Here is a 26893-nt window from a genome sequence, read left to right as displayed (position 1 = left end):
GGTGATCAACGTGGAACTCACCCGTACCCTCGCAGCCCTCGTCGCTGTCACTCTGCTGTCGTTGACGGCCTGCGCTCAGACATCACGCACGGAGGGGAGCGCCTCGGGCTCCCCGACCGGAACCGGGAGCGACGGCTGCATCACCCAGTACGACGCAAACGCCGACTATTTCCCCGAGAAAACGAGCTTTTCCCACGCCACTGGGGTCACGGTGGAATACCACGGCTCCTACAAGACCGTGACAGTCAAAGAGCCCCTGCAAGGTGCCTCGTCGGAGACCTACGTCCTCGTGCAGTGCGGTGCCAACCCCGAGCTGCCCTCCGAACTCGCCGATGCGCAACGCATCTCCATCCCGGTGCGCCGCGCCGCGACCTCGTCCACGACGCAGCTGCCCGCCTTCGAGCTGCTCGGGGTCACCGATTCCCTGGTGGCGGTGGAGTCCCCGGCCTTCGTCTGGTCCGAACCCGTCACAAAGCTCATCGCCGACGGCAAGATCACCGGTTTCGGCAACGAATCCGGTGGCATCAACGTCGAAAGCCTCGCGGCGGCCACCCCCGACCTGTTCTTCTCCAGTGGCACTCCCAACCCGGCTTATGACAAGATTCGGGAGCTGAAGATACCTGTGGTGGGCAATTCCGAATGGTTGGAGAACACGCCGCTCGGTCGGTCGGAGTGGTTGAAGTTCACGGCCCTGTTCACCAACACCGAAGGCACCGCCAACCAGGTCTTCCAGCAGATCGAGTCCGACTACACGGCGGTGAAGGACAAGGTTCAGCAGACCACCGACCGTCCCACCGCCATCACCGGCGCCCCCTTCAACGGGGAGTGGGCCCGTCCAGGAGGGCGTAGCTATATGGCGGCCTTCCTCGCCGATGCTGGCATGACGTACGTCTTTGCTGAGGACGAATCCAACGGCAGTACACAGACTGCGATCGAGACGATGCTGGAGGCCGGTGCCCGGGCCGACATCTGGCTTAATGCCGACATGATGAAGAAATGGCCAACCATCTCCGCCATTGGCGCGGATGATCCCACCCTGGCGACGATCAAGGCGGCCCAGGACGGACGGGTCTACAACCCCACCAAACGCATCAACGCCGCGGGTGGGAACGACTACTGGGAGCAGGGCGTGGTGCGCCCCGATCTGGTGCTGCGTGACCTCGCCAAGGCCGCCCATCCTGAGCTGTTCGCCGACCAGGACTACACCTTCTACGAGCAGCTGCCAGCCTGATGCGGCGCCCTCTCGGGTTTGCGGTCCTGGGCGGCGCGCTGATCGCAGCAGTAGCTACAGGGCTGGTGCTCGGCCCCGCCCAGGTCACCCTCGACGAGGTCTGGGCGGTGCTGACGGGGCAACCCGCCCGGCCCATCGCCCAGCTGATCGTCGGTTCCGTCCGGCTTCCCCGCACTATCACGGCCTGTTTGGCGGGAGCGGCGCTCGGGGTCACGGGACTAGCTATGCAGACGCTGTTTCGTAATCCTTTGGCCGATCCGTTCATCCTCGGCATCTCCTCTGGTTCCTCGCTGGGCGTGGCGGCGGTGATCCTCATCGTCGGGGGCGGTGGGGCTGCTGTCCTGACCGCAGGACTCGGGCTCGGGGGTGACCTGGCGGTCGTCGTCGCATCCGCCATCGGCTCCGGACTGGTGATGGCTTTGGTGCTGTTGTTGGGGCAGGCGGTGCGTTCCTCGGCGACTCTGCTGCTGATTGGGGTGATGATCGGCTACCTGGTCTCGGCCGGTGTGAGCATCATGATGTCCTTCTCCACCCCGCAGCTGATTGCCGCTTATTCCCGGTGGGGGTTCGGCAACTACGGCGGGGTGACCTGGGCGGATCTTCCGCTGATCCTCGTGGTGGTCGGATCGGGGCTGCTGGCCTCCCTGCTGCTGGTGAAACCTCTCAACGCGCTGCTGCTGGGGGAGCGTTACGCGCAGAGCGTGGGCCTGAACCTCAAGGTGGTGCGCATGGTACTGATAGCGCTGACCTCCGTACTGGCGGGAACCGTGACCGCTTTCTGTGGCCCCATCCAGTTTCTCGGTATCGCGGTTCCGCACCTGGCCAGGGGTACCTTCAACACGTCCGATCACCGCATCCTGTTTCCCGCCACCGCTCTGATGGGGGCGCTGCTCGCGCTGACCGCCGACATCATCTCCGGGCTTCCCGGCGATTCGGTGCTGCCCCTGAACGCCATCAACGCCGCCTTCGGGGCGCCTGTGGTGATTTGGATTCTGCTGCAACGTCGGAGGCTTGCGCTGTGAGCGTTCTGGAACTGTTTGGGCTTGCCGTCGGGTACCGCGCCCGGCGACGCCAGAAGGTGGTCCTAGAGGGGCTTGAAGCCAGCCTTGAGGAGGGGCACCTCGTTGGTCTGGTAGGACCCAACGGGGCCGGCAAATCCACCCTGCTGCGTACCGTCAGCGGGCTGCAGCCGCCACTGGCCGGGAGCGTGAGGCTGCTGGGCCGAGACCTCGAGCGGATGCGGCGCGACGACATGGCCCGGCAGGTCGCGGTGGTGCTCACCGACCGGGTCGACCCGGGACGTCTCACCGTTGCTGACGTCATTGCCCTCGGCAGGCATCCCCACACCGGATGGTCGGGGCGGCTCGGGGCCTCGGACCGTGAGGCCGTTGCCGTCGCCCTCGAGGCCGTCGGTGCGGAAGAGCTGACGGAACGGATGCTGTGGGAGCTGTCCGACGGGCAGCGGCAGCGGGTGATGATCGCCCGCGCCATCGCGCAGGCTCCCCGATTGCTGCTGCTCGACGAACCCACCGCCTTCCTCGATCCGCCCGGGCGGATCCGTGTCTTCGAGCTGCTGCAGGACCTGGCATACGACCGCGGGATCGCGGTGGTTGTGTGCACTCACGACGTGGAGGTGGCGGCCCGGCATGCCGACCAGCTCTGGGTGGTCGGTCCGGACGACGGAATGCGTGTGGGAGTTCCCCAGGACCTGGCCCATGACGGCACCCTGGAGGCTGCATTCGGCGGGGATGTCGGGTTTGACCCGGACAGCTACACCTTCGTCTCGAACCGGTCACAACCGGATCGGGGAGGGCGTCAGGGGAAAACCTGAAGCGCCTGGCGTCGTGGAAAACCTATGCTGATCCCCATGCGCACCCTGCTGAATCTGATCTGGTTCCTCTTCGCCGGTATCTGGCTAGCGATCGGCTACACGATTGCGGGGGTCATCGCCTGCGTGTTCGTCATCACCATCCCGTTCGGTGTCGCCGCGTTCCGAATGGCCGCCTACGTCGCCTGGCCTTTCGGCAAAGCCGTAGTCAGGCGCCCGAACGCCGGAATGGGTTCCGGCATCATGAACCTCGTCTGGTTTGTCCTGTGTGGTTGGTGGCTGGCCCTTGGGCACGTCGTAGCTGCGATCGTCCAGACCGTGACCATCGTTGGTATCGTCAACGCGGTCGTGTCGTTGAAGATGATCCCTGTCACCTGCTCGCCCTTCGGCAAGCAGATCGTGGACCGCAATAACCTGGCCCCCTGGGATCGTCCCTTGCACTCCATCTGAGAAATCCTCGACAACGATCAACTGCCGCCGGGAATCCCGGCGGCAGTTGATCGTTGTGTCTGCTCTGTCTTATTTCTTCGGCCAGAGTTCCCGCGGCATCAGCTCATAGCTGTTGAACTCCCGGGTGAAGCTGCCCGTACCCTGTGCCAGGCCGCGCAGGTCGATGGGGTAGTTGATCAGCTCCAGCTGCGGTACCAGCGCGTCGATGATGGCGTGGTGCTCGGTGTCGGCGTCACTGCCGAGCACCTGCCCGCGACGACCCGCCAGGTCCGTCAGGACCGCGCCCAGGAAGGCCTCCCCGACGGTGATCCGCACCCGGTCCACCGGTTCCAGCACGCCGATGTTGTTCTCCGTCGCGGCCTCACGCAGCGCCAGGGCGCCCGCCGTCTGGAATGCCATGTCGGAGGAGTCGACGGAGTGGGCTTTGCCGTCGTACAAAGTGACGGCGAAGTCCACCATCGGGAAACCGAACAAGGTGCCCTTGGCCATCTGGGACTGGATTCCCTTATCCACCGACCCGATGAACTGGCGAGGTACGGCGCCGCCCACCACCTTGTCGATGAACTCGTAGCCTGCTCCGCGTTCGAGAGGCGTGATCTCGATCTCGCAGACCGCGTACTGGCCGTGACCGCCCGACTGTTTCACGTGGCGACCCTGGGCCTTCGCCGGGACCGTGAAGGTTTCCCGCAGCGGCACCTTCACGGGAACCTCGTGGATGTTGAGGCCGTGTCGCTGCCGCAGTCGCGCCAGCAGCAGCTCCTTGTGGGCTTGGCCCATCGTCCACAGCAGTTGTTGGTCGGTTTCTGGGTGACGCTCCAGACGGACGGTGACGTCCTCGACGGCCAGTCGTTGCAGGGCCCCGCCGAGCTTGTCCTCGTCGCCCCGGGTATCGGCCTCGATGGCGACGGGCAGCAGCGCCTGCGGAACCCGCCAGGGCCGGATCGCGCCCGGGCGTTCCGGGGTGGACAGGGAATCCCCGGTCTCGGCCTTGGACAGACGCGCGACGTAGACGATCTCGCCCGCGATGGCTTTGTTCTTGTTCACCAGTTCCAGGCCAATGGGTGCGGAGAGTTGACCGGCCTTGTCGGTCTCGTCGTGGTCGGGGTGGGACGGGTCCTCAGCTTCGCCGAACAGCTCACGCCTTCCGGAGACGTGGACTGCATCGTCGGTGCGCAGTGTCCCGGAGAACACCCGAACCAGCGACAGGCGACCCGAATACTGATCGCTGGTGGTGCGAATCACCTGCGCCACCAGCGGACCTTCCGGGTCGCAGGTGGCGCGCGGCAGGGTTTCGCCGTCGAGGGTGACGATGTCGGGGACGGTGGTGGTGTTGGCTGCGGGGAAACCCTTCTCGATCCAACGCAGCAGCTCCTCGGTGCCGACATCGCTGGTGGTGTGGGCTGGCAGGACCGGGAAGAACCGGGCGCTGATGATTGCCTTGTTCAGCACCTCGTAGACCTCGGCAACGGCGATTTCCTCGCCTTCGAGGTAGCGCTCCATCAGGTCTTCGTCCTGGAGCTCGGTGATGATCGCCTCCAGCAGCGGGGCGCGTTGCTCGTCGATGTAGGCGTTCTCTTCTTCGTTGGCGTCACGGGAGACGCGGGTTCCGGAGGAGTAGTCGTGGATTCGTTTGTTCAGCAGAGAAATGTTGCCGGTGGAGCGGTCGTCTTCGCGGATCGGTAACAGTGCCGCGACGACACCTTCACCAAAGGCATCGCGGCAGACCTCGACCATGGCGAGGAAATCGGCGCGCCCCTGGTCCAGTTTCGTGATGGCGATGATGCGGGGAAGACCTGCTTTCTGGCACTCATCCCACAAAGCGATGGTGGCTGGCTGGATCTCCTCGCCGGCGGGGATCACGAACACCGCGGCGTCGGCTGCACGCAACCCGGCGCGCAGCTCCCCGACGTATTCGGGATGACCGGGGGCGTCCAGGAGATTGATCTGCACATCTCTGGCGGGGATGGAGGCCAGGGTGAGGGAGGCCGCTCGCTCGGGGGTGTCCTTCTCGCCGCGATAGCCCTCCACCCTGGCACGCAGGAGGTGCTCGAAGAGGGTGGTCTTCCCCGAACCGCTGGCACCAACGAGGATGACATTGCGGATCTGCTCGGGAGAATTGATTGCTACGTGTGTACTCGACTTTGAGGCCATACAAGAACACTAGTGCCTTGTCGGATTGCGTCGTGGCCGGGTCTTAAGATTTGTGCTGAGATGTCCTGATTCCGCCAGAGAATTTGATCAGAGATCCAGCAGACTTGTGTGATGTGAACACTCTTCCCCTCGACGAGGAGTCCTGTTACAGGGCGTGCGCTGGTCGCGAACATGCCTGGGATGGGCATTTCGTGCTTGCCGTGACATCGACGGGAATTTACTGTCGTCCCTCCTGCCCCGCGCGGCTGCCCCGTCGCGAAAACTGTCGTTTCTTCGCGAGCGCCGCTGCCGCCGTAGCATCCGGATTCCGGGCGTGCAGAAGATGCCGTCCCGACCGTCTTCCTGGTGACGTGGGCTGGAGTGACCGGCAGGACCTGGTGGGTCGTGTTGTGCAGGCAATTCGTGATGGCGTGGTGGACGATATCGGAGTTGCCGGGCTGGGGGAACGCTTTGGTGTCGGTGTACGGCACCTGAACCGGATTTTCCGCGAGCAGGTGGGTGCGACGGTCCAACAGATCAATCGGACCCGAAGGGCCCACACCGCCAGGGCTCTCATGGATCAGACCGACTGGCGGTTGGGTGACATTGCCTTTGCAGCAGGGTTCGGGAGCGTCCGTCAATTCAACGATGTCATGCGCGCCGAGTTCGGTACCAGCCCGGGAGAACTGCGACGCTGCCCCGAGACGGCACGAGGTGAGGGCGGGCGAGTCCGGTTGACCGTGCGGTTGCCCGCCCCGGAAAAGCAGGCGGCCAGCGCCATGAGGGCAGCGCTCGCGACACACGCGGTGTCAGGGGTGGAGAAGGCAGAGCCTGGGATGGTGACGCGCCTGGTGAACACGCCGGTGGGTGCAGCGCTGGTGCGAACCGACGTGATGGGCAGGGTGGAGCTGGACCTGCCGGCGCTCGGCGCCCTGGCGCCCACCCTCGTCGCGGTGCGGCGCTGGCTAGCCGTGGATGCCGACACCTCGACCGCTGATGTCCTGCTTCGCCGCGACCCGCAGTTGGCCCCGCTGGTCGCCGAGCGTCCCGGTCTTCGAGTGCCCGGGGTGATCGACGGAGCCGAGTTCGCCTTCTTCACCGTGCTGGGTCAGCAAATCTCGCTCGCCGCAGCCCGCACAGTGCAGGAACGTTTCATAACGTCATACGGCAAGCCCATCTCGGGACTGGGGGAAGGATGGCGGCTACCACCCGATCCTGCAGAGGTGGCCGAGGCGGGACCGGATGGGCTCCGGGATTCCTTGAGGCTGACCCGCTCCAAGGCCGCGACGCTGCACGCCTTGGCAGTTGAACTGGTGGGTGGGCTTCGTCTCGACCCGCAGGCCGACCGGATCGAGACCCGCAGCAGGTTGTTGGGTATCCGTGGGATCGGGGCATGGACCACCGAGTTCATCGCCATGCGTGGACTGGGTGATCCAGACGCCTGCCCGTCCGGGGATTTGGTGCTTCAACGCGCCCTCGGTCTCGCGACCTCCCGTCAGGTGCTCGCACGAGCAGAGACCTGGCGGCCCTGGCGCTCACGCGCCGTCATGCATCTGTGGACCAAGGAGAGCTACCTGTGAAAAACGAAGCCATCATCACCCTGCCCGGAGGAAACTGGACGGTCATCATCGAGGACGACGAGTTGATCAGCTGCCGTCACGGCGTTTCCTCCCGCGGGCTGCCTGAAGCGCCCGGAAATCACCCGATCCTGTGCGCGTTGCGGGCCTACGCCGGCGGTGAGCTGTTGGCCCTGGATGAAATCCCGGTGGCCCAACCCGGTGGGGAGTTCCACGCCGTGGTCAGGGAGGTGATGCGCAGAATCCCGCCGGGGTGCACCGTCTCCTACTCGGAGCTGGCGGCCATGGCCGGGCGTCCCGCCGCCGCACGTGCTGCGGCGGGTGCCTGTGCCCGTAACCAGGTGGCTGTCGTGGTTCCGTGCCACCGGGTGATTCGTGGCGACAGGGGTCTTGGCGGATATGCCTATGGGCTCGGTGTAAAGGAAACCTTGCTCGCCTTCGAGCGGGAACATGCGGGAAAAAGGCCGGGATGCGGTGGTTTTTGACCGAACCCGTTTCCTGCACATAGACTAGGCAGCTGTTGCGCGCCGTGCCGTCGACCCTTGCGATCGAGCGGCTGCGCGTGTGCGACCTCTCAAGTGTTTGATAACGAATGGAAGTTGCTGTGTCCACGTACACCCCAAAGCCTGGCGATCTCGCCCGGAACTGGCATGTGATCGATGCTGAAGACGTTGTCCTCGGTCGTCTGGCCTCCCAGGTCGCCACGCTGCTGCGCGGCAAGCACAAGCCGACCTACGCGCCGCACGTCGATGGTGGTGACTTCGTGGTCGTCGTCAACGCTTCCAAGATTGCCCTCACGGGCAACAAGCGCACCGATGACATGCGCTATTCCCATTCCGGACGTCCCGGTGGCCTCAAGGCTGTCTCCATCGGCGAATTGCTGGAGAAGGACCCCCGCAAGGCCGTGGAACGCGCCGTCTGGGGCATGCTGCCCAAGAACAAGCTGAGCCGCCGGCTCATCGGCAAGCTCAAGGTGTACTCCGGGCCGGAGCACCCGCATGCCGCGCAGAAGCCGCAGCCCTTTGAGATCACCCAGATTGCCCAGTGAGCCGAGGAAGTTCGATGACTGAGACCACCACCGCGGTCGAGGAGACCGCTGACGAGATCAAGCCGTTCGTCGACGAGCAGGACCGAGAGATCGCCTACCGCTCCGACTCCAACCCCGGGACCGCCGCTAGCGAGACCAGCCGGGCCGCGATCATTGCTCCGGGAGCCGCCACCGGTCGCCGCAAGGAGGCCGTCGCACGCGTGCGCATCGTGCCGGGCTCCGGTCAGTGGGCCATCAACGGTCGTACTCTCGAGGACTACTTCCCGAACAAGGTTCACCAGCAGCTGGTCTCCGACCCGTTCGCGACGGCAGGGGTCACGGGCTCCTACGACGTCATCGCCCGCATCGACGGCGGTGGTGTCACCGGTCAGGCCGGTGCGCTGCGCCTCGGTATCGCCCGGGCGCTCAATGAGGTCGACGCCGAGGCCAGCCGCCCCGCCTTGAAGAAGGCTGGGATGTTGACCCGCGACGCCCGCGTCAAGGAACGCAAGAAGGCCGGCCTCAAGAAGGCCCGCAAAGCTCCGCAGTACTCCAAGCGCTGATCCCATCCCGGATCTGCACGAAAACGCCCCCGCGGTTTTGCGGGGGCGTTTTCGTCGCGTCCGGTCACCGTGCAGCTGCTGGGCATGACTATCACGACAGGGCCTAAGCTTGCCTGCATGGCTCGACTCTTCGGAACCGACGGCGTGCGCGGCGTCGCGAATCAGGAACTGACTGCTGAACTGGCCCTCAATCTGTCGGTTGCGGCAGCCCACACTCTCGGTGAGGCCGGGGTGTTCGGGCGGCGGCAACCGACCGCTTTGGTGGCCCGCGACCCCCGCGCCTCCGGCGAGTTCCTGGAGGCCGCGGTCTGTGCGGGGCTGGCCAGCGCCGGCGTCGATGTGCTGCGTGTCGGGGTGGTTCCCACGCCGGCTGCGGCCTACCTCGTGGGCGAGTACCGCACCGACCTCGGAGTGATGATCTCCGCATCCCACAACGACATGCCCGACAACGGGATCAAGTTCTTCGCCCGCGGTGGTGTGAAGCTCGACGATTCCTTGGAGGACGCCATCGAGGACCGGATGGGGGAGGAATGGCAGCGTCCTGTTGGGGACAAGGTGGGGCGCATCATTGACCAGCACCATGCCGTTGACTCCTACATCGCGCACCTGGTGAAGTCGTTGCGGGCCGAGAAACCCTTGGCAGGCCTGACCATCGTTCTCGACTGTGCCAATGGTGCCTCCTACGAGACCGCCATCGCTGCCTTCGAGGCGGCCGGGGCGTCGGTGACCGCCATCCATGCGTCCCCGGACGGCATCAACATCAACGCAGGCTGTGGCTCCACCCACCCCGAAGACCTGCAGAAGGCGGTGCTCTCGTCGTCGGCGGACCTCGGTCTGGCCTTCGACGGAGACGCCGACAGGTGCCTCGCGGTGGACCACGAGGGCAATCTTGTCGACGGCGACCAGATCCTCGCGATTCTCGCTCTGGCTCTGCAGGAAGACCACCGGCTGGCCTCCAACACCGTCGTCGCAACCGTGATGAGCAATCTCGGGTTGAAACTGGCCCTCGCTGAACACGGCATCCGTATTGATCAGACCAAGGTCGGGGACCGCTACGTGCTGGAGTCGATGAGCGCCAACGGTTTCTCCCTCGGTGGGGAACAGTCCGGGCATGTGATCATGAATGAGTTCGCGACCACCGGTGACGGTGTCCTGACCGGCCTCCACCTGGCCAAGCGGGTCGCGACCACCGGTAAGTCCTTGAAAGAACTGGCCTCGGTGATGACGAAACTTCCCCAGGTGGTCATCAACGTCCGTGGTGTCGACAAGCTCCGTGCCGGGATTGACAACGAGATCACCGCCGCCGTCGCCGACGCCAGCCACGAGCTCGGCACATCGGGCCGGGTCCTGCTGCGACCTTCCGGTACCGAACCGGTGGTGCGGGTCATGGTCGAGGCCCCGACCGACGCCCAGGCCCGCGAGGTGGCTGAAAGGCTGGCGGCCCTCGTCAAGAAGCAGCTCGCCATCTGACCAGCTGGAAGGATCAGACCTTTCGGATGGAAATGGTTTGCACCCGGTGATCCGGGCCCTTGCGGAGAATCGCGGTGGCCCGGTCCCGAGTGGTTTCGATGTTTTCACGTAGATTCGGCCCGTTGATGGTGTTCCAAATGTGACTGCCGAACTGCAGCGCCTCCGCCCGGCTCAGCTGGGTGAAGCGTTTGAAAAAACTCCTCGGGTCGTGGAAAGCGGTGTCTCGCAGCACCATGAAACGATCCAGAAACCAGCGTTTGATGTCGGTCTCGTCGGCGTCCACGTAGACCGAGAAGTCGAAGAAATCGCTCACCGTGGCGCCTGAGCGACCGTTCGTGTCCACGCGTGCCGGCTGCAGTACGTTGAGGCCCTCGACTATCAGGATGTCGGGGCGCTCTATCACCGTCTGTTCGTCCGGGACGATGTCGTAGATGATGTGGCTGTAGACAGGGGCCGTCACTCGGGGCTCCCCGGATTTCACGTCGATCACGAACTGCAACAACGCCCGGCGATCGTAGGATTCGGGGAATCCCTTGCGTTCCATCAGGCCCCGTCTTTCCAGTTCCGCGGTCGGTAGCAGGAAACCATCGGTGGTGATCAGGTCCACCTTCGGGTTTCCCGGGGCGCGCCGCAGTAGTTCCCGCAGCAGACGCGCTGTCGTCGATTTCCCGACCGCCACGGAGCCCGCGACCCCGATCACGAATGGAGTGCTGCGCACCTTCAGGTTCAAAAACCGGTTCGAGTTCTCGCGCAGCCGGCCCGCATTGGCGATGTAGAGGTGCAGCAGCTGGGTCAGGGGACGGTAGATCTCGGCGATGTCCTCGGGAGAGGTCGGGTCGCCTAGACCACGCAGCCGCTCGAGAGTTGCAGCATCGAGGTCGATCTCGGTGTTGTTTGCCAGCGAGGCCCAGGCACCTCGCCGCAGCACCACGTAAGGTCGGGACACTTCTTCACTCCATCGGGATGGGCCGAGTCGCCAAAAATGCTAGCAGGGCGTCGCCAAGTTGGTCGGACCAAGGGGTCAGGCCGATGGGACGTCGCGGGCGATCTCCTCAAGCCAGATGCGAGGGCCGATGTCGGAGGGCATCCGCCAGTCACCGCGCGGCGACAGGGAACCGCCAGGAACCACCTTCGGGCCGTTCGGGAGGGTGCTGCGCTTGAACTGGTTTGTTGCGAAACGCCGCACGAAAACCTCCAGCCAGTGACGGATTGCCGCCAGGTCGTAGGAGTGACGGTCCTCCTCGGGAAGCCCCGCGGGCCAGCTGCCGGTAGTCGCGTCACGCCAGGCGTGATGGGCCAGGAACGCGACCCGGCGGGGACGAAGACCGTGCCGTAGAAGGTGGTACAGGGTGAAATCCTGTAGTTCGTAGGGGCCGATCGTCGCCTGGGTGGACTGCGGGACCTCTCCCGGTTTCGTGGGGATCAGTTCCGGGGTGATCTCGGTGTTCAACACCGATATCAGCACCTGGTTCACCTCGTCGTCGAACTGCCCGGAGGAGACCACCCAGCGGATGAGGTGCTGGATCAGGGTCTTCGGGACCCCCGCGTTCACGTTGTAGTGGCTCATGTGATCGCCGACCCCGAAGGTGCACCAGCCGAGTGCCAGCTCCGACAGGTCGCCGGTGCCCACGACGATTCCACCGTGGTGGTTCGCGGCCCGGAATAAGAAGTCGTAGCGGATGCCGGCCTGGACGTTTTCGAAGGTGATGTCGTAGGTCTCCTCGCCGTCCGAGTAGGGGTGACCGAGATCTTCCAGCATCTGTTTCGCCATGGGGCGGATGTCGACGGTGGCGAAACTCACCCCGAGGGCCTCCGAGAGTGCCTGGGCGTTGCTGCGGGTGTGTTCGGTCGTCGCGAACCCGGGCATGGTCCAGGCCAGCACGTGGGTGCGGGGCAGGCCCAGGCGATCACAGGCTTTGGCGGCGACGATCAGCGCATGGGTGGAGTCCAGGCCCCCCGAGACCCCGATGCACAGGCGTGGCGCATGGGTCGGGTCGCCGCTGCCGATGGCCAGCATGCGCCGTTCCAGGCCTGAGACCTGGATGTTGTAGCCCTCGTAGCAGTCCTGCTCCAAACGGTCGGAATCGTTGGGCACGAAAGGGAAGCGGTCCACGGGGCGCTCCAGCCCGAGATCTCCCGCTGGGGGGGCGAGGGCGAAACCGACCACCTCGTGGCGCAGGGGGCCGTCCAGGCCCCGGAGGTTGTCGTCGAAGGACCCCTGGCGCAGCCTTTCCTGGCGGATGCGTTCCAGGTCGACGTCGGCGACGGTGAGTCGCGCTGAGTCGGGGAAACGTTCGCCCTCCGCGAGGAGGGAACCGAGTTCGTGGATGATCGTCTGTCCGTCCCACGACAGGTCTGTGGTGGACTCCCCAAACATTGCCGCCGCGTAGACGTGGGCAGCCAGGCAACGACTCGACGTGGCGGCGGCGAGCGCTCGCCGGTCGGCTGCCTTCGCGATGGTGATGGGGGAGGCCGACAGGTTCAGCAACACGGTCGCTCCGGCCAGGGCGGCGAGGTGGCTGGGCGGCACCGGAACCCACATGTCTTCGCAGATCTCGACGTGGATCCGGAGGTCGGGAACATCGGAAGCGGCGAAGATCAGGTCGTTCCCCACAGGAATCAGCGTCCCCCAGTCGGGGATGTCCACCGTGGGCGGCAGGTCGTTCGTTCCCGGGGCGAAGTGACGCTTCTCGTAGAACTCCCGGTAATTGGGGAGATAGGACTTGGGGACGATTCCTCGTATTTCGCCGCTCTGGATCACCACGGCGCAGTTGTACAGTCGGTTGCCCAGCGCCACGGGGGCGCCGACGGCGAACAGGGGGCGGAGTTCCGCGCTCTCCCGGCGCAGCCGGGCCACGGCCTCGTGGACGGCATCCAGCAGTGAATCGTTGAGCAACAGATCGTCAATGGCATAACCGCTGATGCCCAGCTCGGGGAAGGCCACCGCGGCCACACCCCGGTCGTGTGCCTCACGCACCACCTCGAGGGTGCGGCTCGCGTTGGTGGCCGGATCGAAATCGGCGACGGGCAGTGTCGCGGCGGCCACCCGGGCGAAACCTTGGGCGTAGGCATTGAAGAAGTCCATGCGGGAAGCATAGTGAGGACTTGCGGTGTTCCGGCGCCGGGTTGGCCGGCTTTTACAGGTCTGTGAAGGGCCCCGGACCCCCAATAGTAATTGAAGTCTTGACGATAGTATTGCATGTGGAGCCGAAGGTGAGGGTCAAGAAACGTGCATTTCTGATGTACAGTTTGCCAACGTGTGTGGAATCGTTGGATACCTCGGAAGCCGCGATGGGCGGCAGATCGTCATCGACGGACTTCGTCGACTCGAATATCGCGGCTACGACTCGGCGGGCATCGCCGTCGTCGCTGACGGTGAACTGTACACCCGCAAGAAGGCGGGCAAGATTGCAAACCTGGCGGCTGCCATCGAGGCCGACCCGCTGCCGGAGTCGGGAACGGCCATCGGCCACACCCGCTGGGCCACCCACGGGGCGCCCATCGACGCGAACTCCCACCCGCACGTCGCGGGCCGGATCGCCATCGTGCACAACGGCATCATCGAGAATCACGCGGCGCTGAGGGAGCACCTGGACGTCGAGTTCGCCTCCGAGACCGACTCCGAGGTTGCGGCTCACCTGTTGGCCCGTGAGGTCTCCGCCGGCGCGGATCTGGTCTCTGCCATGCGGGCGGTCGTGACTCGCTTGGAGGGTGCGTTCACGCTGGTGGCGGTTGATGCCGCCGACCCCGACCGGATCGTCGCGGCCCGCCGCAACTCCCCGCTCGTGGTGGGTATCGGCGACGGCGAGTACTTCCTCGCTTCGGATGTCGCCGCCTTCATCGAACACACCCGCGACGCGATGGAGCTCGGGCAGGACCAGGTGGTCGAGCTGACCCGTGACGGCGTGGTCGTCACGAATTTCGACGCCACCCCCGCCGATACCCGCAGGTTCCACGTCGATTGGGATCTCAGCGCCGCCCAGAAGCAGGGCTACGACTGGTTCATGCGCAAGGAGATCTTCGAGCAGCCTCGTGCGGTGGCCGACACCCTGCTCGGACGCACCAACGAGCTCGGCGAGATCGTCCTCGATGAGATCCGCATCAGCCCTGAGGAGCTGAGGAGCATCAACAAGATCGTCATCGTGGCCTGCGGTACCGCTTTCTACGCAGGCCTGGTGGCGAAGTACGCCATCGAGCACTGGACTCGCGTCCCCTGCGAGGTGGAACTGGCCAGCGAGTTCCGCTACCGCGACCCCATCATCGACCCCACCACCCTGGTGGTGACCATTTCCCAGTCCGGAGAGACCGCCGACACCCTCATGGCGATCCGGCACGCCCGCGAGCAGCACGCGAAGGTGGTCGCGATCTGCAACACCAACGGCGCGACCATCCCGCGCGAGTCCGACGCGGTCATCTACACCCATGCCGGACCGGAGATCGGGGTGGCTTCCACCAAGGGTTTCACCACCCAGCTCATCGCCTGCTATCTCCTCGGTCTCTACCTGGCGCAGGTGCGGGGCACGAAGTACGCCGACGAGATCGGCGGGGTGTTGAAGGAGCTGGAGCGGATGCCCGAGGAGCTGCAGGAGCTCCTGGACGCCCAGGAAAACGTCCTCAACCTGGCGGCCGAGCTGAAGGATGAGCCCTCGATCCTGTTCCTGGGACGCCATGTCGGCTATCCCGTCGCCCTTGAGGGTGCCCTGAAGCTCAAGGAGCTGGCCTACATCCACGCCGAAGGCTTCGCTGCTGGCGAGTTGAAGCACGGCCCGATCGCCCTGATCAGCGAGGGCCTGCCGATGTTTGTGGTGGTGCCCCCGTACAGCCGGGACCAGCTGCGTGACAAGGTGATCTCCAACATCGCGGAGGTGCGCGCCCGGGGTGCCCGTACCATCGTGCTGGCGGAGGCCAACGACGCCGATGCCCGCGCTCACGCCGATCACTTCATCGAACTGCCGCGGGTGTCCACGCTGCTGCAGCCGCTGCCCGCCATCGTGCCGCTGCAGCTGTTCGCCTGTGAGGTCGCTACCCTCCGCGGCCACGACGTCGATCAGCCCCGTAACCTGGCCAAGTCGGTGACGGTGGAGTAACCCAGGGGTGGGCTCATGATCGTCGGCATCGGCACGGACCTGTGCGTCGTCGAGCGGTTCGAGGCGATGCTGAGGCGTCGCCCCGGGGTTGCTGAGCGCCTCCTGACACCTGAGGAACGTGCGCTTCCTGTGCAGTCGCAGGCCGCACGGTTCGCGGCGAAGGAGGCCCTCGCCAAGGCGCTCGGCAGTCCCGGAGGCATGAGCTGGCTGGACGCGGAGGTGGTCAGGTCCGAGGCCGGGGAGCCGTCGTTCGTGGTGACCGGAACTGTTGCCGAGCGACTCGCGGAACTGGGGGTCGCCCGAATCCACCTCAGTGTCTCCCATGACGGTGGATTCGCAAGCGCCACGGTGGTGTGCGAGGCGTGACCGATGTCGTGACGACTGGGGAGATCGCGGCCTGGTGGCCGGTTCCGGGAGCTGCGAGCCACAAGTACACGCGCGGTGTGGTCGGAATCGACGCCGGTTCCCGGCAGTACCCGGGAGCTGCTCTGCTGGCGATCGCAGGTGCGCTCGGTGCCGGGCCCGGGATGGTGCGCTATCTCGGCTCCGCTCCCCGTGATCTCGTGGTGGGGCGTTTCCCGAGCGTCGTGCTCGCCGACGGGCAGGTCCAGGCCGTGGTCGTCGGATCGGGCTGGGGAGCTCTGGACGACGCCGCGGCCCGTTTCCGGGAGGCGCTGGAACGACGGGTGTCGCTGGTGATCGACGCGGACGCGCTCAGGCAGCTGCCCACCGACCTGCCCGCCGAGACCCTCCTGACTCCCCACGCGGGTGAACTGGCCCGGCTCCTCGGAGTGGAGCGCGGCGAGATCGAGGCCGACCCGGTGGCCGCCGCGGTCCTCGCCGCCGGACGATTCGGCGCGACGGTGCTCCTCAAAGGGGCCATCCAGCCGGTGGCCTCGCCCGACGGTTCCGTGCGACTGGCGCTGCCCGGCCCCGCATGGACGGCCCAGGCCGGTTCCGGCGACGTGCTGGCCGGGGCCTGCGGCACCCTCCTGGCTGCAGGCCTGCCCGCTGGGCGGGCAGGCCTGATGGCCGCCAGCCTCCAGGCGCTCACCGCGTCGCGTTTCCCCGGACCGTACCCGCCCGATGTGCAAGCGTTGCGTTTCCCCGAGGTGCTCTGTGGGCTATTGGCTCCCGATCGGCAATGACTGCTGACACTGGTTAAACCGTTCCGTGCGCTTGTGTGGGGGCTAGCGGGGTGCTCCGCGGATGAGGAGCCAACACCGGCCTAGGGGGCGTTCGATAACGAGTTTGACTTTGCCAAAACCGGTGATAACAGGGTGTTTAATGTCGGTGAAATCAATATCCTTGATGCCTGATGGGGGTTCATCATCTGGGTATTTTTCCAGGAAACTTCCATCAAAGCTGGTGTATGTGTCGAAGTGGTCTCTTATGGATTGCGGTTGGGCGTGGTAGGCGATGACGTATCCCCAGGTTCCGGGCGATGCTTCTGCAGTCTTGAGGGCCGGTGAGACCGTAATGTCGGTAGCACCTTCAGGAAGGGTGGTCTTGCCGAGAGCAAGGATGTCGTCGAGATGATCGAGATCAGCGGGGTAGGGGGCGTTCTCCATTCCGGTGGGGGTGATGGTTTCTTCTGGTGTGAACTGGATGCTGGGGGAAGGGGTTGGCGCAACCAGTTAGCGCGACGACCACCGCAGCCGTCGTGGCTGCGATTATGGTTTGTCGTGGTGAATGTGTCATGGGAGTGTGCTTATCGTGATGCATGAGCGGGGGTTAGCGGAATCCGCCGCGAATGATAAGCCAACACCGACCAAGAGGGCGTTCAATGATGATTTCTGCGTTTTTAAAGCCGGTGATCCATGGTTGCTGAATTTTTGTCATATCGATGTCTTTGGCGTGGATAGCAGATCTAGCTTCGGGATAGTGATCTACGCCATTTCCTAAATCTCCGGTGTATGTATTGAGGTGGTCACGGATGGGTTGCGGTTCCGCGTAATAGGCGATGACGTATCCCCAGGCTCCGGGTGAGGCTCCTGCAGTCTTGAGGGCCGGTGAGACCGTAATGTCAGTAGCACCTTCTGGGAAGGTGGTTTTTCCGAGGGTGAGGATGTCGTCGAGGTGGTCCAGGTCTGCGGGGTAGGGGGCCCCTTCTTGCTGAATTGACATGGAGGTTTCCTCAGGGGTGGGGCTGGTTGGTTCGGTGGGCGTGCAAGCGCCGAGCAGTGTGACAGCCATGACGGCTGCGGTCATGGCTCGTCGCGGGAGGTGGGTCATGGTCCGGTCCTGACCGAGGATTCGCCGACAAGATCGAATTCCTGGGCGATGCCGGCGCGGTGCAACTCCTGCAGCTCGGTGTCGTGGATGGTGAGTGGTCCGATCCCAGTCTTCTTGTCCCCATCCCAGTTATACCGATCAGCGGTGTGTACCTGATACTTATAGGTGTAACTGCCATCTGGATACACGGTTATGGTGCCCGCAGTGGCATGCTGATATCCACCGGTGGCATAAAACCAATTCGCGTTCTCGCTCTTCTCGGCGTATTCATCCTGCCATCCGGTTACGAAGGGATACGTGACCGGTCCGGTATAGCCAGAAGTCTTAGCGTCCTTGAGTGCTGCGCTGGTATAATGAGGTCTATTCACGGCCCTTCCCAAGTGTGCGCTGACTAGGGGTTTTTCTGGCTGGCGCGCCGTCTGTGAATAAGCCTTAATCTTTCAAATCATTATTGACTTTGCCCTGCAAGCTAGGGAGGTCATTGAGCATGCCATTGGTGTTCATGTCGAGTGGTTTCCCAGAATTGTTGAGGAAGTGAAATAGGTTCCTTGAAGCGTCGGGCCAGAAGGGGGCCATTCCGTATGCGGCAGACGTCGCGGCTTCATGCTTGAGGTGATCGCCGAGGTTCGCTCCTCTCTGCGCGTGAGGGCCAGACCCTTCCCCTTCACTGTCGCCTGGATACTGCCACGGATCGGGTCGGGGCATAGGAGCCGACTCTCCGGGAACTGGAGCGCCCAACCCCATGGCGCCGCTGCTCTCGTGGTGTTCCTCCTGGTTCGTCCCTGAGCGGAAACGACCATCGCGTGCCTGGCCGACATCCCAAACCCTGGGATCTGGTTCAATCGGAATCAGCCCCGGCCCCCCACCGGTCAGGGTCGCGACACCCCCACCAATATGTGCGGTGTTGCCTTGGGCGGCATGGATTTTGCTGCTGCATTCCTGTTGTGCTTCCTCCAGGGCCTGAATGAACCTGGCGACCCGCCCCTCCAGCGCAACAGCCTCCGAGTGCAACAGGTTCTGTTGATGTTGCTGGGCGGTTGGGTCATCGCTCTGGGCGGAGTCCTGGGAAGTCGCTGCGGCCTTGGCTTCATGGGCGGCGATGTCGGCGGTGAGTTGTTCTCGTAGCGTCTTCAACTCGTCAAGCCGGTCCGCGTATGCCAGCAGCGCCGCACATGCACCGCCGGCATCAGCCGCCAGAGTGCGAGCGCACGTCCCCGGTTGGGTCATGGCGTCCAACACATCCGGCGCTTCGGGAGTCGAATACGCCGTGCTCAAACCGGCCCATGTGGAGGCGATCTCATCAGTGACGTCCACCACCCCCATGTACACGTTCAACAAGCTCCGAGCCCCGTCGCGAACAGGCCCGGACTCATCCACCACAGGAAGAGTCAACGACACACCGCACCTCCTTGAATCCCGTGCGCCACACCCCACAGGTGTGAACGGTGTTTCTCATGTCTAGCGTCTCCTGAACCGGGACGGGTCGTACGGGTTTCCATCGCCTCCGGGGAACTGTGGTGGGCTCTGCGTGAAGGAGGCCATGGTGTGCGCATTGTCTGCCATAGCGAGGTTCCCGTGGTGGTAGGTGGCCAGCGCCTCACCAGTGGCCGTCACCGCAACCCCGACTCGCTCCATGAGCTCGACCAGACCCGGGAGGCCGCGGCCATCCATCCATCCTGCGACCGCAGCAGCAACAATTCCCGAGTTGCTCAGCGCATCCGACAAACTCCCCGCAGCTGTTGAGGCATCACCTCGGCTGGCGGCGTACTGCTGAGCACATGCCGCTGTCGATCGCAGAATCTGCCCCGTGGCCTGCTCATCAATCCTCCAGCGGGACACGTCAACCTCCTGCCAGTAGAGAAGGGAGCAACGGCAACAGGCTAGAACGGAAATCCATAACCACTCCAGACCTTGCCAAAGCCAATTCAAACTCTGACCAAAAGTTAGGAACCACCTGCCAGGCGGACCTGTGATCTCCCTGGCGGGTGTGGGGCTTCATGATCCTGCTGGGTGCGGCAAGGCGAGAAAACAAATTATGGCGGTTAACCCTCGAAAAGGTGTAGGTTGGGTCCATGACCACCGATGACGTTGCTCCAACAGGGACATCGAAGTCCCAGATCCCTCTGCTGCTCGGGACCGTTCTCATCGTGTATGTGGGCCAGATGGCCCTCAGCCCGATCATTGCCCCTCTCTCCCGCAGATTTGACATGCCCGAGTGGCAGTTGGGTGTGACCATCTCTGCCGCTGCCGTCATGGTGGTGCTCACCTCTGGTTTCTGGGGGCGAAGAGCTCAGTCGAAGGGATTCAAACCTGTGCTCCTGGCGGCTCTGGCGCTCGCCATCGTAACCATGACTTTGTTCTCCGTGCTGGCGACAGCCGGCGTGCAGGGCCTGCTCACGGGTACTGCTTTGTTCTTGCTGTTTGTGCTGCTGCGGGGAATTGGTTTCGGGGCCGCGATCGCCGCCGTACCACCCACGGCCCAGGCCTACATAGCCGAGTTCACGCCCGAGGGGCCGGCCCGCGTCAAGGGAATGGCCGGGATAGGTGCAGTGCAAGGAATCGCCAGTATCCTCGGGGCGATCGTGGGTGGAGCCCTGGCCGGATTCGGCCTGCTGACCCCCATCATCGTCGTGCCCGTGCTGATCGGGATCGCCATGCTGCTCGTGCTTGCCTGCCTGCACGGCGGTGCAGGCAACCGACTCGTGGAGAGCCCGATCCGGGTGAGCCCCATGGACAAGCGGATCCTGCCCTTCCTGGTGGCGGGTTTCGGTACCTTCACCGCCCTTGGTTTCATCCAGAACACGGCCAGCTTCATCATCATGGACAGGTTCCACCTGGATGAGGTCGCGGGCGGGCAGCTGTCCGGTGCCGTGATGCTGGCGATCGGGGTCGGCATGATCATCGCCCAGGCCGTCGTCGTGCCCGTCACCCAGTGGGCGCCGCCGATGCTGTTGCGCGTCGGTGCGGTGGTCGGAACCGTCGGATTCGTGGTGATGTTGCCCGAGGCGGAACTCTGGGTGATGTTCGTATCGGCCCTACTGATCGGTCTGGGAATCGGAATAGCGATGCCCGGCTACACATCCGGTCCCACCATGCTGGTCGAGCACGACGAGCAAGGTGGGCTCGCCGGGGTGATCGGTGCCACCAACGGCCTCACCTACGTTCTCGCCCCGACGCTCAGCACCCTCTTCTACGGCTGGTGGAGGCCGCTGCCCGTTATCGTGTCCATTGTGGCTCTGGGAATCGTTGCGGTATTCGTTCTCGTGCATCCCGCCTTTCGTGATTTCCGCTCCAATGCGGAGACCGCTGCGCGGGGGAGTGTCTGATGGGTACGCGAGCTCGTCGCGGTCGACCTCCGAGGCTGGATCGGGAAGCGGTGGCCCGGGCCGTGCTCGATGTGGGCTTCCCGACCCTGACCTTCGCCGCGGTCCGGAAACGCCTCGGAGTGGGGGAGAGCACACTGTTCCGCTACGCCCCTGACCGCGATGAGCTTGTCCGGCTCGGACTCAGCCTTGCCCTGGAATCCGTGGAATGGCCCGAGCTGAAGGGAACCTGGCGGCAAGTGCTCGTCGACTACGCCACCTGCGCGTGGTGCTTCTGGGAGGCTCACCCTGGCTCCGCTACCGAGGCCTCGCGAGGAGTCATCACCCCGATGCTGGTGCGCCTGAACGACGAATTATGCTCCTTTCTGATGGAACGTGGGTTCACGGCCCGCAATGCCCTGCTGGCCTGTGACCTCATCTTCGACATGGTGGTGGATCACCGTCGTGCGGTGGAACACGTGGACGGGTTGCTGGCCGAGGCAGGGCCTGAGCGCGATGACCTACGAAGAACCTGGGCCCCGGAGGAGTCGATCGGGGAGCCTGTCCCCGGGTGGGATGCGATCCGCCAGGCCAAACTGGAGGCCGTCGATTCTTCTCCTCGTGACTGGTTCATGAAAAAACTGGAGGTGATCCTCAACGGGGTGGCTGTCTCCCTGGCACCTCAGGAATGAGGCGTGCATTGATCAAATCAGATTTCACGGCATACAATGACAAGTCGGCCTGACTGGCCCTCCCCGGGGATGCTGCTGACCTTTCCCCGGGTTCCCCGACGCCGGATTTCCCGGCTGTCAGCTGCGCACCGAGCGCACCAACGGCCGTCTTGTGTTCCGGATGTTTTCGTATGTGACGAGACGCGCCGCCGCCCGCGGGATTATCCGTCGGGCCCGAGACGAGCACCGTGAACAGGACCTGCCATGGCCATGCCCAGGAAGAAACCCAAGTCGTTCAAGTCGGACGGCACCCCCAAGAAGCGTTGGAGCGCTGCTGAACGTGCAGCTCGTGGTCACAAACCCCGTCGATCAGGCGGGGTACGTAACCCCGAAGCGCGCTCTGGAGGTTTCGGCCGGGGCGATCGTGCCCATGGGCGCGGTGGCTTCGGGAATGACGATCGCGACTTCGGCCGTGAGAGGAACCGCGACAGGGAACGCGGTCGCCGCGACGATCGAGGCTGGCGTGACGATCGCGAATCTGGGCAGCGATGGGGCGGCTCCCGCTCCCGCTACGGTCGACGTGACGACCGGAATGCGCCGCGGAGCCGTGACGCAGGCCGGTTCGACAGTCGCCGTGATGACTTCCGGCAGCGCGATGACTTCCGTGACCGCGATGGCGACCGCCGCAGGAATGAGCGAAACGAGCGGAAACGTCGGGATCGCGATTTCGACCAGGACTTCCGTCGCGGTGAGCGTCCGAGGAGTTTCCGTTCCCCCCGGTGGGATCGGCAGGAACATTCACACGGTCGCCGCGACCATGAGCGTCGCAGCCGTCATGATCGCCGACTCGGGGAAGGGCGCGGCCAGTTCCGCGAATCGCGTGACTTCGACCCCGTCGAACAGGATCAGATGAGCTGGGAGGCCACCACCGTCGAGGTGGAGGTCGCCGAGAACGACACGACCTCCAGTTTCGCAGAACTCGGTGTGGCCGCTCCCATGGTGGCGGTCTTGAAGCAGCAGGGCATTACGGAGCCATTCCCGATTCAGCGCGCCACCATCGCCGACGCCATCGCTGGTCGCGACGTGCTCGGTCGCGGTCGCACCGGGTCCGGCAAGACCCTGGCCTTCGGGCTCCCGCTGCTGACCCGCCTCGCAGTCGGTGATCCCACCGGCACCCCGCGCGCCGTCATACTGACCCCCACCCGTGAACTGGCCCTGCAGATCGCAGACAATCTCTCACCGTTGGCTGCGGTGATGGGACTTCACCTGTACCTGGTGGCGGGTGGCATGGCCTACGGTCCCCAGCTCAAGGCTTTCGAGCGCGGCGTGGACGTGGTGGTGGCCACTCCCGGCAGGCTGATCGATCTCCTCGAACAAGGGGCGGTCGACCTCAGCCGGGTGGAGGTGCTGGTTCTCGATGAGGCGGACCACATGAGCGACCTCGGGTTCCTGCCCGCCGTCACCACCATCCTCGAGGCCGTGCCCGCGGACGGGCAGCGGCTCCTCTTCTCCGCCACCCTTGACGGTGCAGTGGACGCACTGGTCAGGAAGCACCTCGCCGATCCGGTCACCCATGAGGTGGACTCCGGCAAGGCATCGGTGACCACCATGACCCATCACGTGCTGCACATGGCTCCTCACCACAAGAACCAGGCCACTGCCGAGATCGCGAACCGGGAAGGCCGGACCGTGGTCTTCGCCCGCACCCAGATGGGAGCCGACCGCATCGCGAGGCAGCTGCGTGAGGCCGGGGTGATGGCCGGGGCGCTGCACGGAGGCCTCACCCAGGGCGCCCGCGCCCGTATCCTCGCGGCTTTCAAGCGAGGAGAGGTGCCCGTCCTGGTGGCCACCGACGTCGCCGCCCGCGGCATCCATGTCGATGACATCTCCCTGGTGCTCCAGGTGGATCCCCCCAAGACCAACAAGGACTACCTCCATCGAGCCGGACGCACCGCCCGTGCCGGTGAGGAAGGAGTTGTGGTCAGCATCGTCCTGCCGCACCAGCGCAAACAGATGCGCCGGATCGTGGGGCAGGCCGGGGTCAAGACCGAACCGATCGAGGTGACCCCGGGAAGCGACGAACTCGCCTCACTCACGGGCGCCCGTCCCTGCGCGGGAGCTCCCGTGACGGAGAGCGACTACCAGGCATTGATCGCGCCCAGGCCCCAGCAGCGACGTCGCCCCGGCGGCGGTCGCGGTCGTGGTCCCTGGCGGCGTGGCGATCGCCGGGATCGCGGCCACCGGGGGGAGCGGGGTTAAAATCTGCCCGCCATGACCGAGATCATCCAGGTGCGACTGGCCACCGCAGCAGACGTCCCCGGGATGCTGCGCGTCATCCGGACCGCTTTTGCCGCCCGTCGTCGCGTCGACCCACCCGCCGATGCCCTCTCCGACTCTCGTGCCGATGTGGAGAGGGCTCTGACAGAGGGCTGGGGGGTGTGCGCCTTCGACGGTGAGCGCATGGTCGGTTGCCTGCTGGTCGCCCACGACGGAGAGGTCGCCACGTTGCGCCGGGTCTCCGTGTTGCCCACCGAGACTCGGCGAGGGATTGCGAAGGCCATGATCGGTGGGGCCGTCTCGCTCGCGGTGGACGCGGGTCTGAAGCGGGTCGAGGTGCTGTGTCGTCGTGAGTTCCCCGAGCTCGTGGAGTGGTGGGGTGCGCACGGTTTCATTCCGCTCCGCGAAAACGCATCCGGGATCGTGCTTGGCCGCGACCTGCCCGTGGCTGTCACCGTCCCCACCCCCGCAGCGATGCATGCCCTGGGTGTGGAATTGGCGGGTCTGCTCCGTGCGGGCGATGTGATCATCGCCACCGGAGACCTCGGGGCCGGCAAGACCACCCTGGCCCGGGGAATCGGGGAGGGACTCGATGTTGAGGGTCCCGTGATCTCACCCACCTTCGTGCTCTCGCGCATTCATTCTGCTCGCGGCGATGGGCCGGACCTAGTGCACGTGGATGCCTACCGCATGGCAGATGCCGATGAACTGGCCGACATCGACCTCGATGAGACGCTGTCTCGGTCGGTGACCCTCGTCGAATGGGGCGAAGGAATCGCCGAGTGGCTCTCCGACGAGCGGTTGGAAATCGATATCGACCGTGAAGTCGGTGACGAGGCGCGGCGTGTGATCCTGACCGGCATCGGTCCGCGCTGGGACGGCGCCCTGGAAGTCATCAGGAGGAAACCATGACCTGGACCTTGGGAATCGACACCTCCCACTACGTGGCAGTGGGTCTGGCCCGCGACGGGGAACCCGTCGTATCTGATGCGGCGGCAGATACCCGCGCCCACGGCGAGACCCTGATTCCGCTGATCCAGCGCGTGTGTGCATCGGTTGGGATTGCCATGACCGGAATCGATGCCTACGCCGTCGGCATGGGACCGGGGCCGTTCACGGGACTTCGCGTCGGGATCGTGACCGCTCGCACTTTGGCAGCGGTGGCGGGCAGGCCCCTGCACGGGGTGTGTTCCCTCGACGTGATCGCCGCCCAGTGGCGGGACGCGCCCGACGAGTTCGTGGTGGCCTCTGACGCTCGCCGCAAGGAGTTCTATTGGGCGCTTTACCGCGACGGAATTCGCGTCGGTGAACCCCGGGTGAGTGCGCCCGAGGTGATCCCGGACCTGCCTGCAGCTGGCCCGGTCCCAGACGACCCTGCCGGGCCGCGTTTCTTGGATGCGGCGGTGTTGGCGGCGCGCTGGGCTGATCTAGCGGTCGTCGACGGGGAGCCCTTCTACCTGCGGGCCGCGGATGCTGCGGTGCCGAGAACCCGCAAGTCGGCGCTGCCCCGCCTCAGGGCGCCCCGATGATCATCCGGACCGCCATGCCTGCCGACGCCCCCGCCCTGACCCAGCTGGAGCTAGCTTTCCCGGCTCGGCAACGCTGGTCGGAGACGTCGTGGCTGGAGGAGATCAGCGGTGATGACCGCCTCGTGGAGGTGGCCGTCGCCGCGGTGGAGGGTGTGATCGCCTGTGCATCCTGGCGTCACGCGGGCGACACCGCCGACCTGGACCGGATTGTCGTCGCGGGGAAACATCGCCGCCTAGGCATCGCGGGAAGGCTGCTGAGGCGCGGGATCGCCTGGGCTGCGGAACAGCGGGTCGGAAACGTGCTGCTGGAGGTGGCCTCCGACAACATCGCGGCCATCAAGTTGTACGCAGCGAACGGATTCGTTCCAGTGAATCGGCGCGGAAACTACTACGGGCGAGGCGTCGACGCTGTGGTCATGGAGAAGAGGACGAAGATGGAGGAGAGCCAATGAGTGAGCCGTTGATCCTGGGAATCGAATCCTCCTGCGATGAGACGGGCGTTGGCATCATCCGCGGCGACCAGTTGTTGGCCAACGAGGTCGCAAGCTCCGTCGATCTCCACGTGCGTTTCGGGGGAGTGGTGCCGGAGATCGCCTCCCGGGCACACCTGTCGGCCTTCGTCCCCACCCTGCAACGCGCCGTCGCCGCGGCCGACGTCGACCTGGCCGAAGTCGACGCCATCGCCGTCACCGCCGGCCCCGGCCTGATGGGAGCCCTGCTGGTGGGGATCTCAGCCGCCAAGGCTCTCGCCGCGCATCTTGGCAAACCGTTGTACGGGGTGAACCACCTCGTCGGGCACATCGCCGTCGATCTCCTCGACCACGGTCCTCTCCCGATGCCAGCCCTGGCGTTGCTGGTCTCCGGCGGCCACACATCCCTGCTGCACGTTCGCGACCTGGCCCGTGACATCGAGGAACTGGGTTCCACCATCGACGACGCAGCAGGGGAGGCCTACGACAAGGTGGCGCGGCTGTTGGACCTGCCCTACCCGGGCGGTCCTGTCATCGACCGTGCCGCAGCCGATGGCGATCCCGCTGCCATCCGTTTCCCGCGCGGCCTCACGGCACGCCACGACCTCGAGAAACATCGCTTCGACTTCTCCTTCTCCGGTTTGAAGACGGCGGTGGCGCGCTGGGTGGAGACCGCCCGGTTGGAGGGTCGGGAGGTTCCCGTGAGCGACGTGTGCGCCAGCTTCCAGGAGGCCGTCGCCGATGTGCTGGTCTCCAAAACCCTTGACGCCGCTCGGCATCTCGGGGTGGGGACGATCCTGCTCGGAGGGGGAGTGGCCGCCAACTCACGGTTGCGTGGTTTGCTTGAGGAACGGGCCGGCGGAGAGGGGCTTGCGGTGCGGCGTCCGAGGCCGGGGCTGTGCACCGACAACGGAGCCATGATCGCCGCCGTCGGCCTGACAGCCGTGCGCGCAGGATTGCCGTCGTCGCCGCTGGACTTCTCCGCTCAGACCGGGCTGCCGGTCACTCGGATCGTGGTCTGACTGTGGTCTGATAAGGGGTCTCAC

Annotated in this window: 28 protein-coding genes; 20 read left to right on the top strand and 8 right to left on the bottom strand. The window is 65.0% G+C overall.

The window, feature by feature from the left end:
* The first annotated feature begins 1 nt into the window (after position 1).
* From V7R84_RS10195 to V7R84_RS10180, 4 genes are read left to right on the top strand one after another with little or no spacing between them, the layout of a single operon-like run.
* Complete coding sequence (locus V7R84_RS10195) at positions 2-1231, top strand: ABC transporter substrate-binding protein (protein ID WP_338568582.1); 1230 nt, start codon at positions 2-4, stop codon at positions 1229-1231.
* Positions 1231-2253: an iron ABC transporter permease gene (locus V7R84_RS10190; RefSeq protein ID WP_338568580.1), complete on the top strand. Its 1023-nt coding sequence runs from the start codon at positions 1231-1233 to the stop codon at positions 2251-2253. The genes V7R84_RS10195 and V7R84_RS10190 overlap by 1 nt, the downstream gene beginning before the upstream one ends.
* Entirely contained in the window at positions 2250-3062 is an 813-nt protein-coding gene (locus V7R84_RS10185) for an ABC transporter ATP-binding protein (RefSeq protein ID WP_338568577.1), read from the top strand. The genes V7R84_RS10190 and V7R84_RS10185 overlap by 4 nt, the downstream gene beginning before the upstream one ends.
* A 36-nt stretch (positions 3063-3098) precedes the next feature.
* Positions 3099-3509, top strand: coding sequence for a YccF domain-containing protein (locus V7R84_RS10180; RefSeq protein WP_338568574.1), 411 nt, complete (start codon positions 3099-3101; stop codon positions 3507-3509).
* 69 nt (positions 3510-3578) lie between these two features.
* On the opposite strand, the gene V7R84_RS10175 is transcribed toward V7R84_RS10180, so the two are convergent.
* A complete protein-coding gene (locus V7R84_RS10175; RefSeq protein ID WP_338568571.1) occupies positions 3579-5660 on the bottom strand; it encodes an elongation factor G-like protein EF-G2 in 2082 nt (693 codons plus the stop codon).
* Positions 5661-5773: 113 nt separating this feature from the next.
* Between V7R84_RS10175 and V7R84_RS10170 the strand changes: the two genes are divergently transcribed.
* From V7R84_RS10170 to glmM, 5 genes are all read left to right on the top strand, one after another.
* Positions 5774-7219: an Ada metal-binding domain-containing protein gene (locus tag V7R84_RS10170; RefSeq protein WP_338568569.1), complete on the top strand. Its 1446-nt coding sequence runs from the start codon at positions 5774-5776 to the stop codon at positions 7217-7219.
* Positions 7216-7701 carry a methylated-DNA--[protein]-cysteine S-methyltransferase gene (locus tag V7R84_RS10165; protein WP_338568566.1) on the top strand — a complete coding sequence of 162 codons (486 nt, stop codon included), beginning with the start codon at positions 7216-7218 and terminating at the stop codon, positions 7699-7701. The genes V7R84_RS10170 and V7R84_RS10165 overlap by 4 nt, the downstream gene beginning before the upstream one ends.
* 119 nt (positions 7702-7820) lie before the next feature.
* Positions 7821-8264, top strand: coding sequence for a 50S ribosomal protein L13 (gene rplM / locus V7R84_RS10160; protein WP_338568563.1), 444 nt, complete (start codon positions 7821-7823; stop codon positions 8262-8264).
* A gap of 14 nt (positions 8265-8278) precedes the next feature.
* Positions 8279-8806 (top strand): 30S ribosomal protein S9, encoded by a 528-nt coding sequence (gene rpsI, locus V7R84_RS10155; RefSeq protein ID WP_338568561.1) that lies wholly within the window; start codon positions 8279-8281, stop codon positions 8804-8806.
* A gap of 117 nt (positions 8807-8923) precedes the next feature.
* Positions 8924-10276: a phosphoglucosamine mutase gene (gene glmM / locus V7R84_RS10150; protein WP_338568559.1), complete on the top strand. Its 1353-nt coding sequence runs from the start codon at positions 8924-8926 to the stop codon at positions 10274-10276.
* A gap of 13 nt (positions 10277-10289) precedes the next feature.
* On the opposite strand, the gene coaA is transcribed toward glmM, so the two are convergent.
* Together coaA and V7R84_RS10140 are read right to left on the bottom strand one after the other, a co-directional pair.
* Complete coding sequence (gene coaA, locus V7R84_RS10145) at positions 10290-11222, bottom strand: type I pantothenate kinase (protein ID WP_338568556.1); 933 nt, start codon at positions 11220-11222, stop codon at positions 10290-10292.
* Between the two features lie 75 nt (positions 11223-11297).
* Positions 11298-13361, bottom strand: coding sequence for an NAD(+) synthase (locus V7R84_RS10140; protein WP_338568554.1), 2064 nt, complete (start codon positions 13359-13361; stop codon positions 11298-11300).
* A 172-nt stretch (positions 13362-13533) separates the two neighbouring features.
* Between V7R84_RS10140 and glmS the strand changes: the two genes are divergently transcribed.
* Genes glmS through V7R84_RS10125 form a run of 3 tightly spaced genes read left to right on the top strand, consistent with a single transcriptional unit; the run spans position 13534 to position 16511 of the window.
* A complete protein-coding gene (gene glmS, locus V7R84_RS10135; protein ID WP_338568552.1) occupies positions 13534-15363 on the top strand; it encodes a glutamine--fructose-6-phosphate transaminase (isomerizing) in 1830 nt (609 codons plus the stop codon).
* A gap of 15 nt (positions 15364-15378) precedes the next feature.
* The gene (locus tag V7R84_RS10130) at positions 15379-15729 is read left to right on the top strand and encodes a holo-ACP synthase (protein ID WP_338568549.1); all 351 of its coding nucleotides are present in this window, start codon (positions 15379-15381) and stop codon (positions 15727-15729) included.
* The gene (locus V7R84_RS10125) at positions 15726-16511 is read left to right on the top strand and encodes an NAD(P)H-hydrate dehydratase (protein WP_412728054.1); all 786 of its coding nucleotides are present in this window, start codon (positions 15726-15728) and stop codon (positions 16509-16511) included. Before V7R84_RS10130 ends, V7R84_RS10125 begins: the two co-directional genes overlap by 4 nt.
* 42 nt (positions 16512-16553) lie before the next feature.
* On the opposite strand, the gene V7R84_RS10120 is transcribed toward V7R84_RS10125, so the two are convergent.
* The 5 genes from V7R84_RS10120 to V7R84_RS10100 all read right to left on the bottom strand — a co-directional run bounded on the left by V7R84_RS10120 (position 16554) and on the right by V7R84_RS10100 (position 19437).
* Entirely contained in the window at positions 16554-16934 is a 381-nt protein-coding gene (locus V7R84_RS10120; protein ID WP_338568547.1) for a hypothetical protein, read from the bottom strand.
* Between the two features lie 163 nt (positions 16935-17097).
* The gene (locus V7R84_RS10115; protein ID WP_338568545.1) at positions 17098-17490 is read right to left on the bottom strand and encodes a hypothetical protein; all 393 of its coding nucleotides are present in this window, start codon (positions 17488-17490) and stop codon (positions 17098-17100) included.
* Positions 17491-17594: 104 nt separating this feature from the next.
* The gene (locus V7R84_RS10110; protein WP_338568542.1) at positions 17595-17966 is read right to left on the bottom strand and encodes a hypothetical protein; all 372 of its coding nucleotides are present in this window, start codon (positions 17964-17966) and stop codon (positions 17595-17597) included.
* Positions 17967-18030: 64 nt separating this feature from the next.
* Positions 18031-18996: a hypothetical protein gene (locus tag V7R84_RS10105; RefSeq protein WP_338568539.1), complete on the bottom strand. Its 966-nt coding sequence runs from the start codon at positions 18994-18996 to the stop codon at positions 18031-18033.
* Between the two features lie 60 nt (positions 18997-19056).
* On the bottom strand, positions 19057-19437 hold the full coding sequence (locus V7R84_RS10100) for a DUF6507 family protein (RefSeq protein WP_338568537.1): 381 nt from the start codon (positions 19435-19437) through the stop codon (positions 19057-19059).
* Positions 19438-19670: 233 nt separating this feature from the next.
* On the opposite strand from V7R84_RS10100, the gene V7R84_RS10095 reads away from it, so the two are divergent.
* The 8 genes from V7R84_RS10095 to tsaD all read left to right on the top strand — a co-directional run bounded on the left by V7R84_RS10095 (position 19671) and on the right by tsaD (position 26869).
* Complete coding sequence (locus V7R84_RS10095; protein WP_338568536.1) at positions 19671-20924, top strand: MFS transporter; 1254 nt, start codon at positions 19671-19673, stop codon at positions 20922-20924.
* Positions 20924-21592, top strand: coding sequence for a TetR/AcrR family transcriptional regulator (locus tag V7R84_RS10090; RefSeq protein ID WP_338568534.1), 669 nt, complete (start codon positions 20924-20926; stop codon positions 21590-21592). The genes V7R84_RS10095 and V7R84_RS10090 overlap by 1 nt, the downstream gene beginning before the upstream one ends.
* Positions 21593-21920: 328 nt before the next feature.
* Positions 21921-22484 (top strand): hypothetical protein, encoded by a 564-nt coding sequence (locus tag V7R84_RS10085; protein WP_338568532.1) that lies wholly within the window; start codon positions 21921-21923, stop codon positions 22482-22484.
* A complete protein-coding gene (locus V7R84_RS10080; RefSeq protein ID WP_338568530.1) occupies positions 22481-23830 on the top strand; it encodes a DEAD/DEAH box helicase in 1350 nt (449 codons plus the stop codon). Before V7R84_RS10085 ends, V7R84_RS10080 begins: the two co-directional genes overlap by 4 nt.
* 12 nt (positions 23831-23842) lie before the next feature.
* Positions 23843-24760, top strand: coding sequence for a tRNA (adenosine(37)-N6)-threonylcarbamoyltransferase complex ATPase subunit type 1 TsaE (gene tsaE / locus V7R84_RS10075; protein ID WP_338568527.1), 918 nt, complete (start codon positions 23843-23845; stop codon positions 24758-24760).
* The gene (gene tsaB, locus V7R84_RS10070) at positions 24757-25377 is read left to right on the top strand and encodes a tRNA (adenosine(37)-N6)-threonylcarbamoyltransferase complex dimerization subunit type 1 TsaB (protein WP_338568524.1); all 621 of its coding nucleotides are present in this window, start codon (positions 24757-24759) and stop codon (positions 25375-25377) included. The genes tsaE and tsaB overlap by 4 nt, the downstream gene beginning before the upstream one ends.
* Positions 25374-25829, top strand: a complete 456-nt coding sequence (locus V7R84_RS10065) for an N-acetyltransferase (protein WP_338568522.1) — start codon at positions 25374-25376, stop codon at positions 25827-25829. The genes tsaB and V7R84_RS10065 overlap by 4 nt, the downstream gene beginning before the upstream one ends.
* Positions 25826-26869 (top strand): tRNA (adenosine(37)-N6)-threonylcarbamoyltransferase complex transferase subunit TsaD, encoded by a 1044-nt coding sequence (gene tsaD, locus V7R84_RS10060; protein WP_338568521.1) that lies wholly within the window; start codon positions 25826-25828, stop codon positions 26867-26869. Before V7R84_RS10065 ends, tsaD begins: the two co-directional genes overlap by 4 nt.
* The last annotated feature ends 24 nt before the right edge of the window (positions 26870-26893 follow it).

Origin of the sequence: Arachnia propionica (assembly GCF_037055325.1) — a bacterium.
Lineage (GTDB): Bacteria > Actinomycetota > Actinomycetes > Propionibacteriales > Propionibacteriaceae > Arachnia.
Note: the sequence above shows the minus strand (reverse complement) of the source record. Positions and strands in the feature narration are given on the sequence as shown.

Coding starts and splice junctions, on each gene's coding strand:
- V7R84_RS10080 (WP_338568530.1), top strand. CDS start 22,481: ATGAGCTGGGAGGCCACCACCGTCGAGGTGGAGGTCGCCGAGAACGAC.
- V7R84_RS10190 (WP_338568580.1), top strand. CDS start 1,231: ATGCGGCGCCCTCTCGGGTTTGCGGTCCTGGGCGGCGCGCTGATCGCA.
- V7R84_RS10095 (WP_338568536.1), top strand. CDS start 19,671: ATGACCACCGATGACGTTGCTCCAACAGGGACATCGAAGTCCCAGATC.
- tsaD (WP_338568521.1), top strand. CDS start 25,826: ATGAGTGAGCCGTTGATCCTGGGAATCGAATCCTCCTGCGATGAGACG.
- V7R84_RS10065 (WP_338568522.1), top strand. CDS start 25,374: ATGATCATCCGGACCGCCATGCCTGCCGACGCCCCCGCCCTGACCCAG.
- V7R84_RS10130 (WP_338568549.1), top strand. CDS start 15,379: ATGATCGTCGGCATCGGCACGGACCTGTGCGTCGTCGAGCGGTTCGAG.
- glmM (WP_338568559.1), top strand. CDS start 8,924: ATGGCTCGACTCTTCGGAACCGACGGCGTGCGCGGCGTCGCGAATCAG.
- V7R84_RS10180 (WP_338568574.1), top strand. CDS start 3,099: ATGCGCACCCTGCTGAATCTGATCTGGTTCCTCTTCGCCGGTATCTGG.
- tsaB (WP_338568524.1), top strand. CDS start 24,757: ATGACCTGGACCTTGGGAATCGACACCTCCCACTACGTGGCAGTGGGT.
- V7R84_RS10090 (WP_338568534.1), top strand. CDS start 20,924: ATGGGTACGCGAGCTCGTCGCGGTCGACCTCCGAGGCTGGATCGGGAA.
- rpsI (WP_338568561.1), top strand. CDS start 8,279: ATGACTGAGACCACCACCGCGGTCGAGGAGACCGCTGACGAGATCAAG.
- V7R84_RS10175 (WP_338568571.1), bottom strand. CDS start 5,660: ATGGCCTCAAAGTCGAGTACACACGTAGCAATCAATTCTCCCGAGCAG.
- V7R84_RS10115 (WP_338568545.1), bottom strand. CDS start 17,490: ATGTCAATTCAGCAAGAAGGGGCCCCCTACCCCGCAGACCTGGACCAC.
- V7R84_RS10140 (WP_338568554.1), bottom strand. CDS start 13,361: ATGGACTTCTTCAATGCCTACGCCCAAGGTTTCGCCCGGGTGGCCGCC.
- V7R84_RS10120 (WP_338568547.1), bottom strand. CDS start 16,934: ATGGAGAACGCCCCCTACCCCGCTGATCTCGATCATCTCGACGACATC.
- tsaE (WP_338568527.1), top strand. CDS start 23,843: ATGACCGAGATCATCCAGGTGCGACTGGCCACCGCAGCAGACGTCCCC.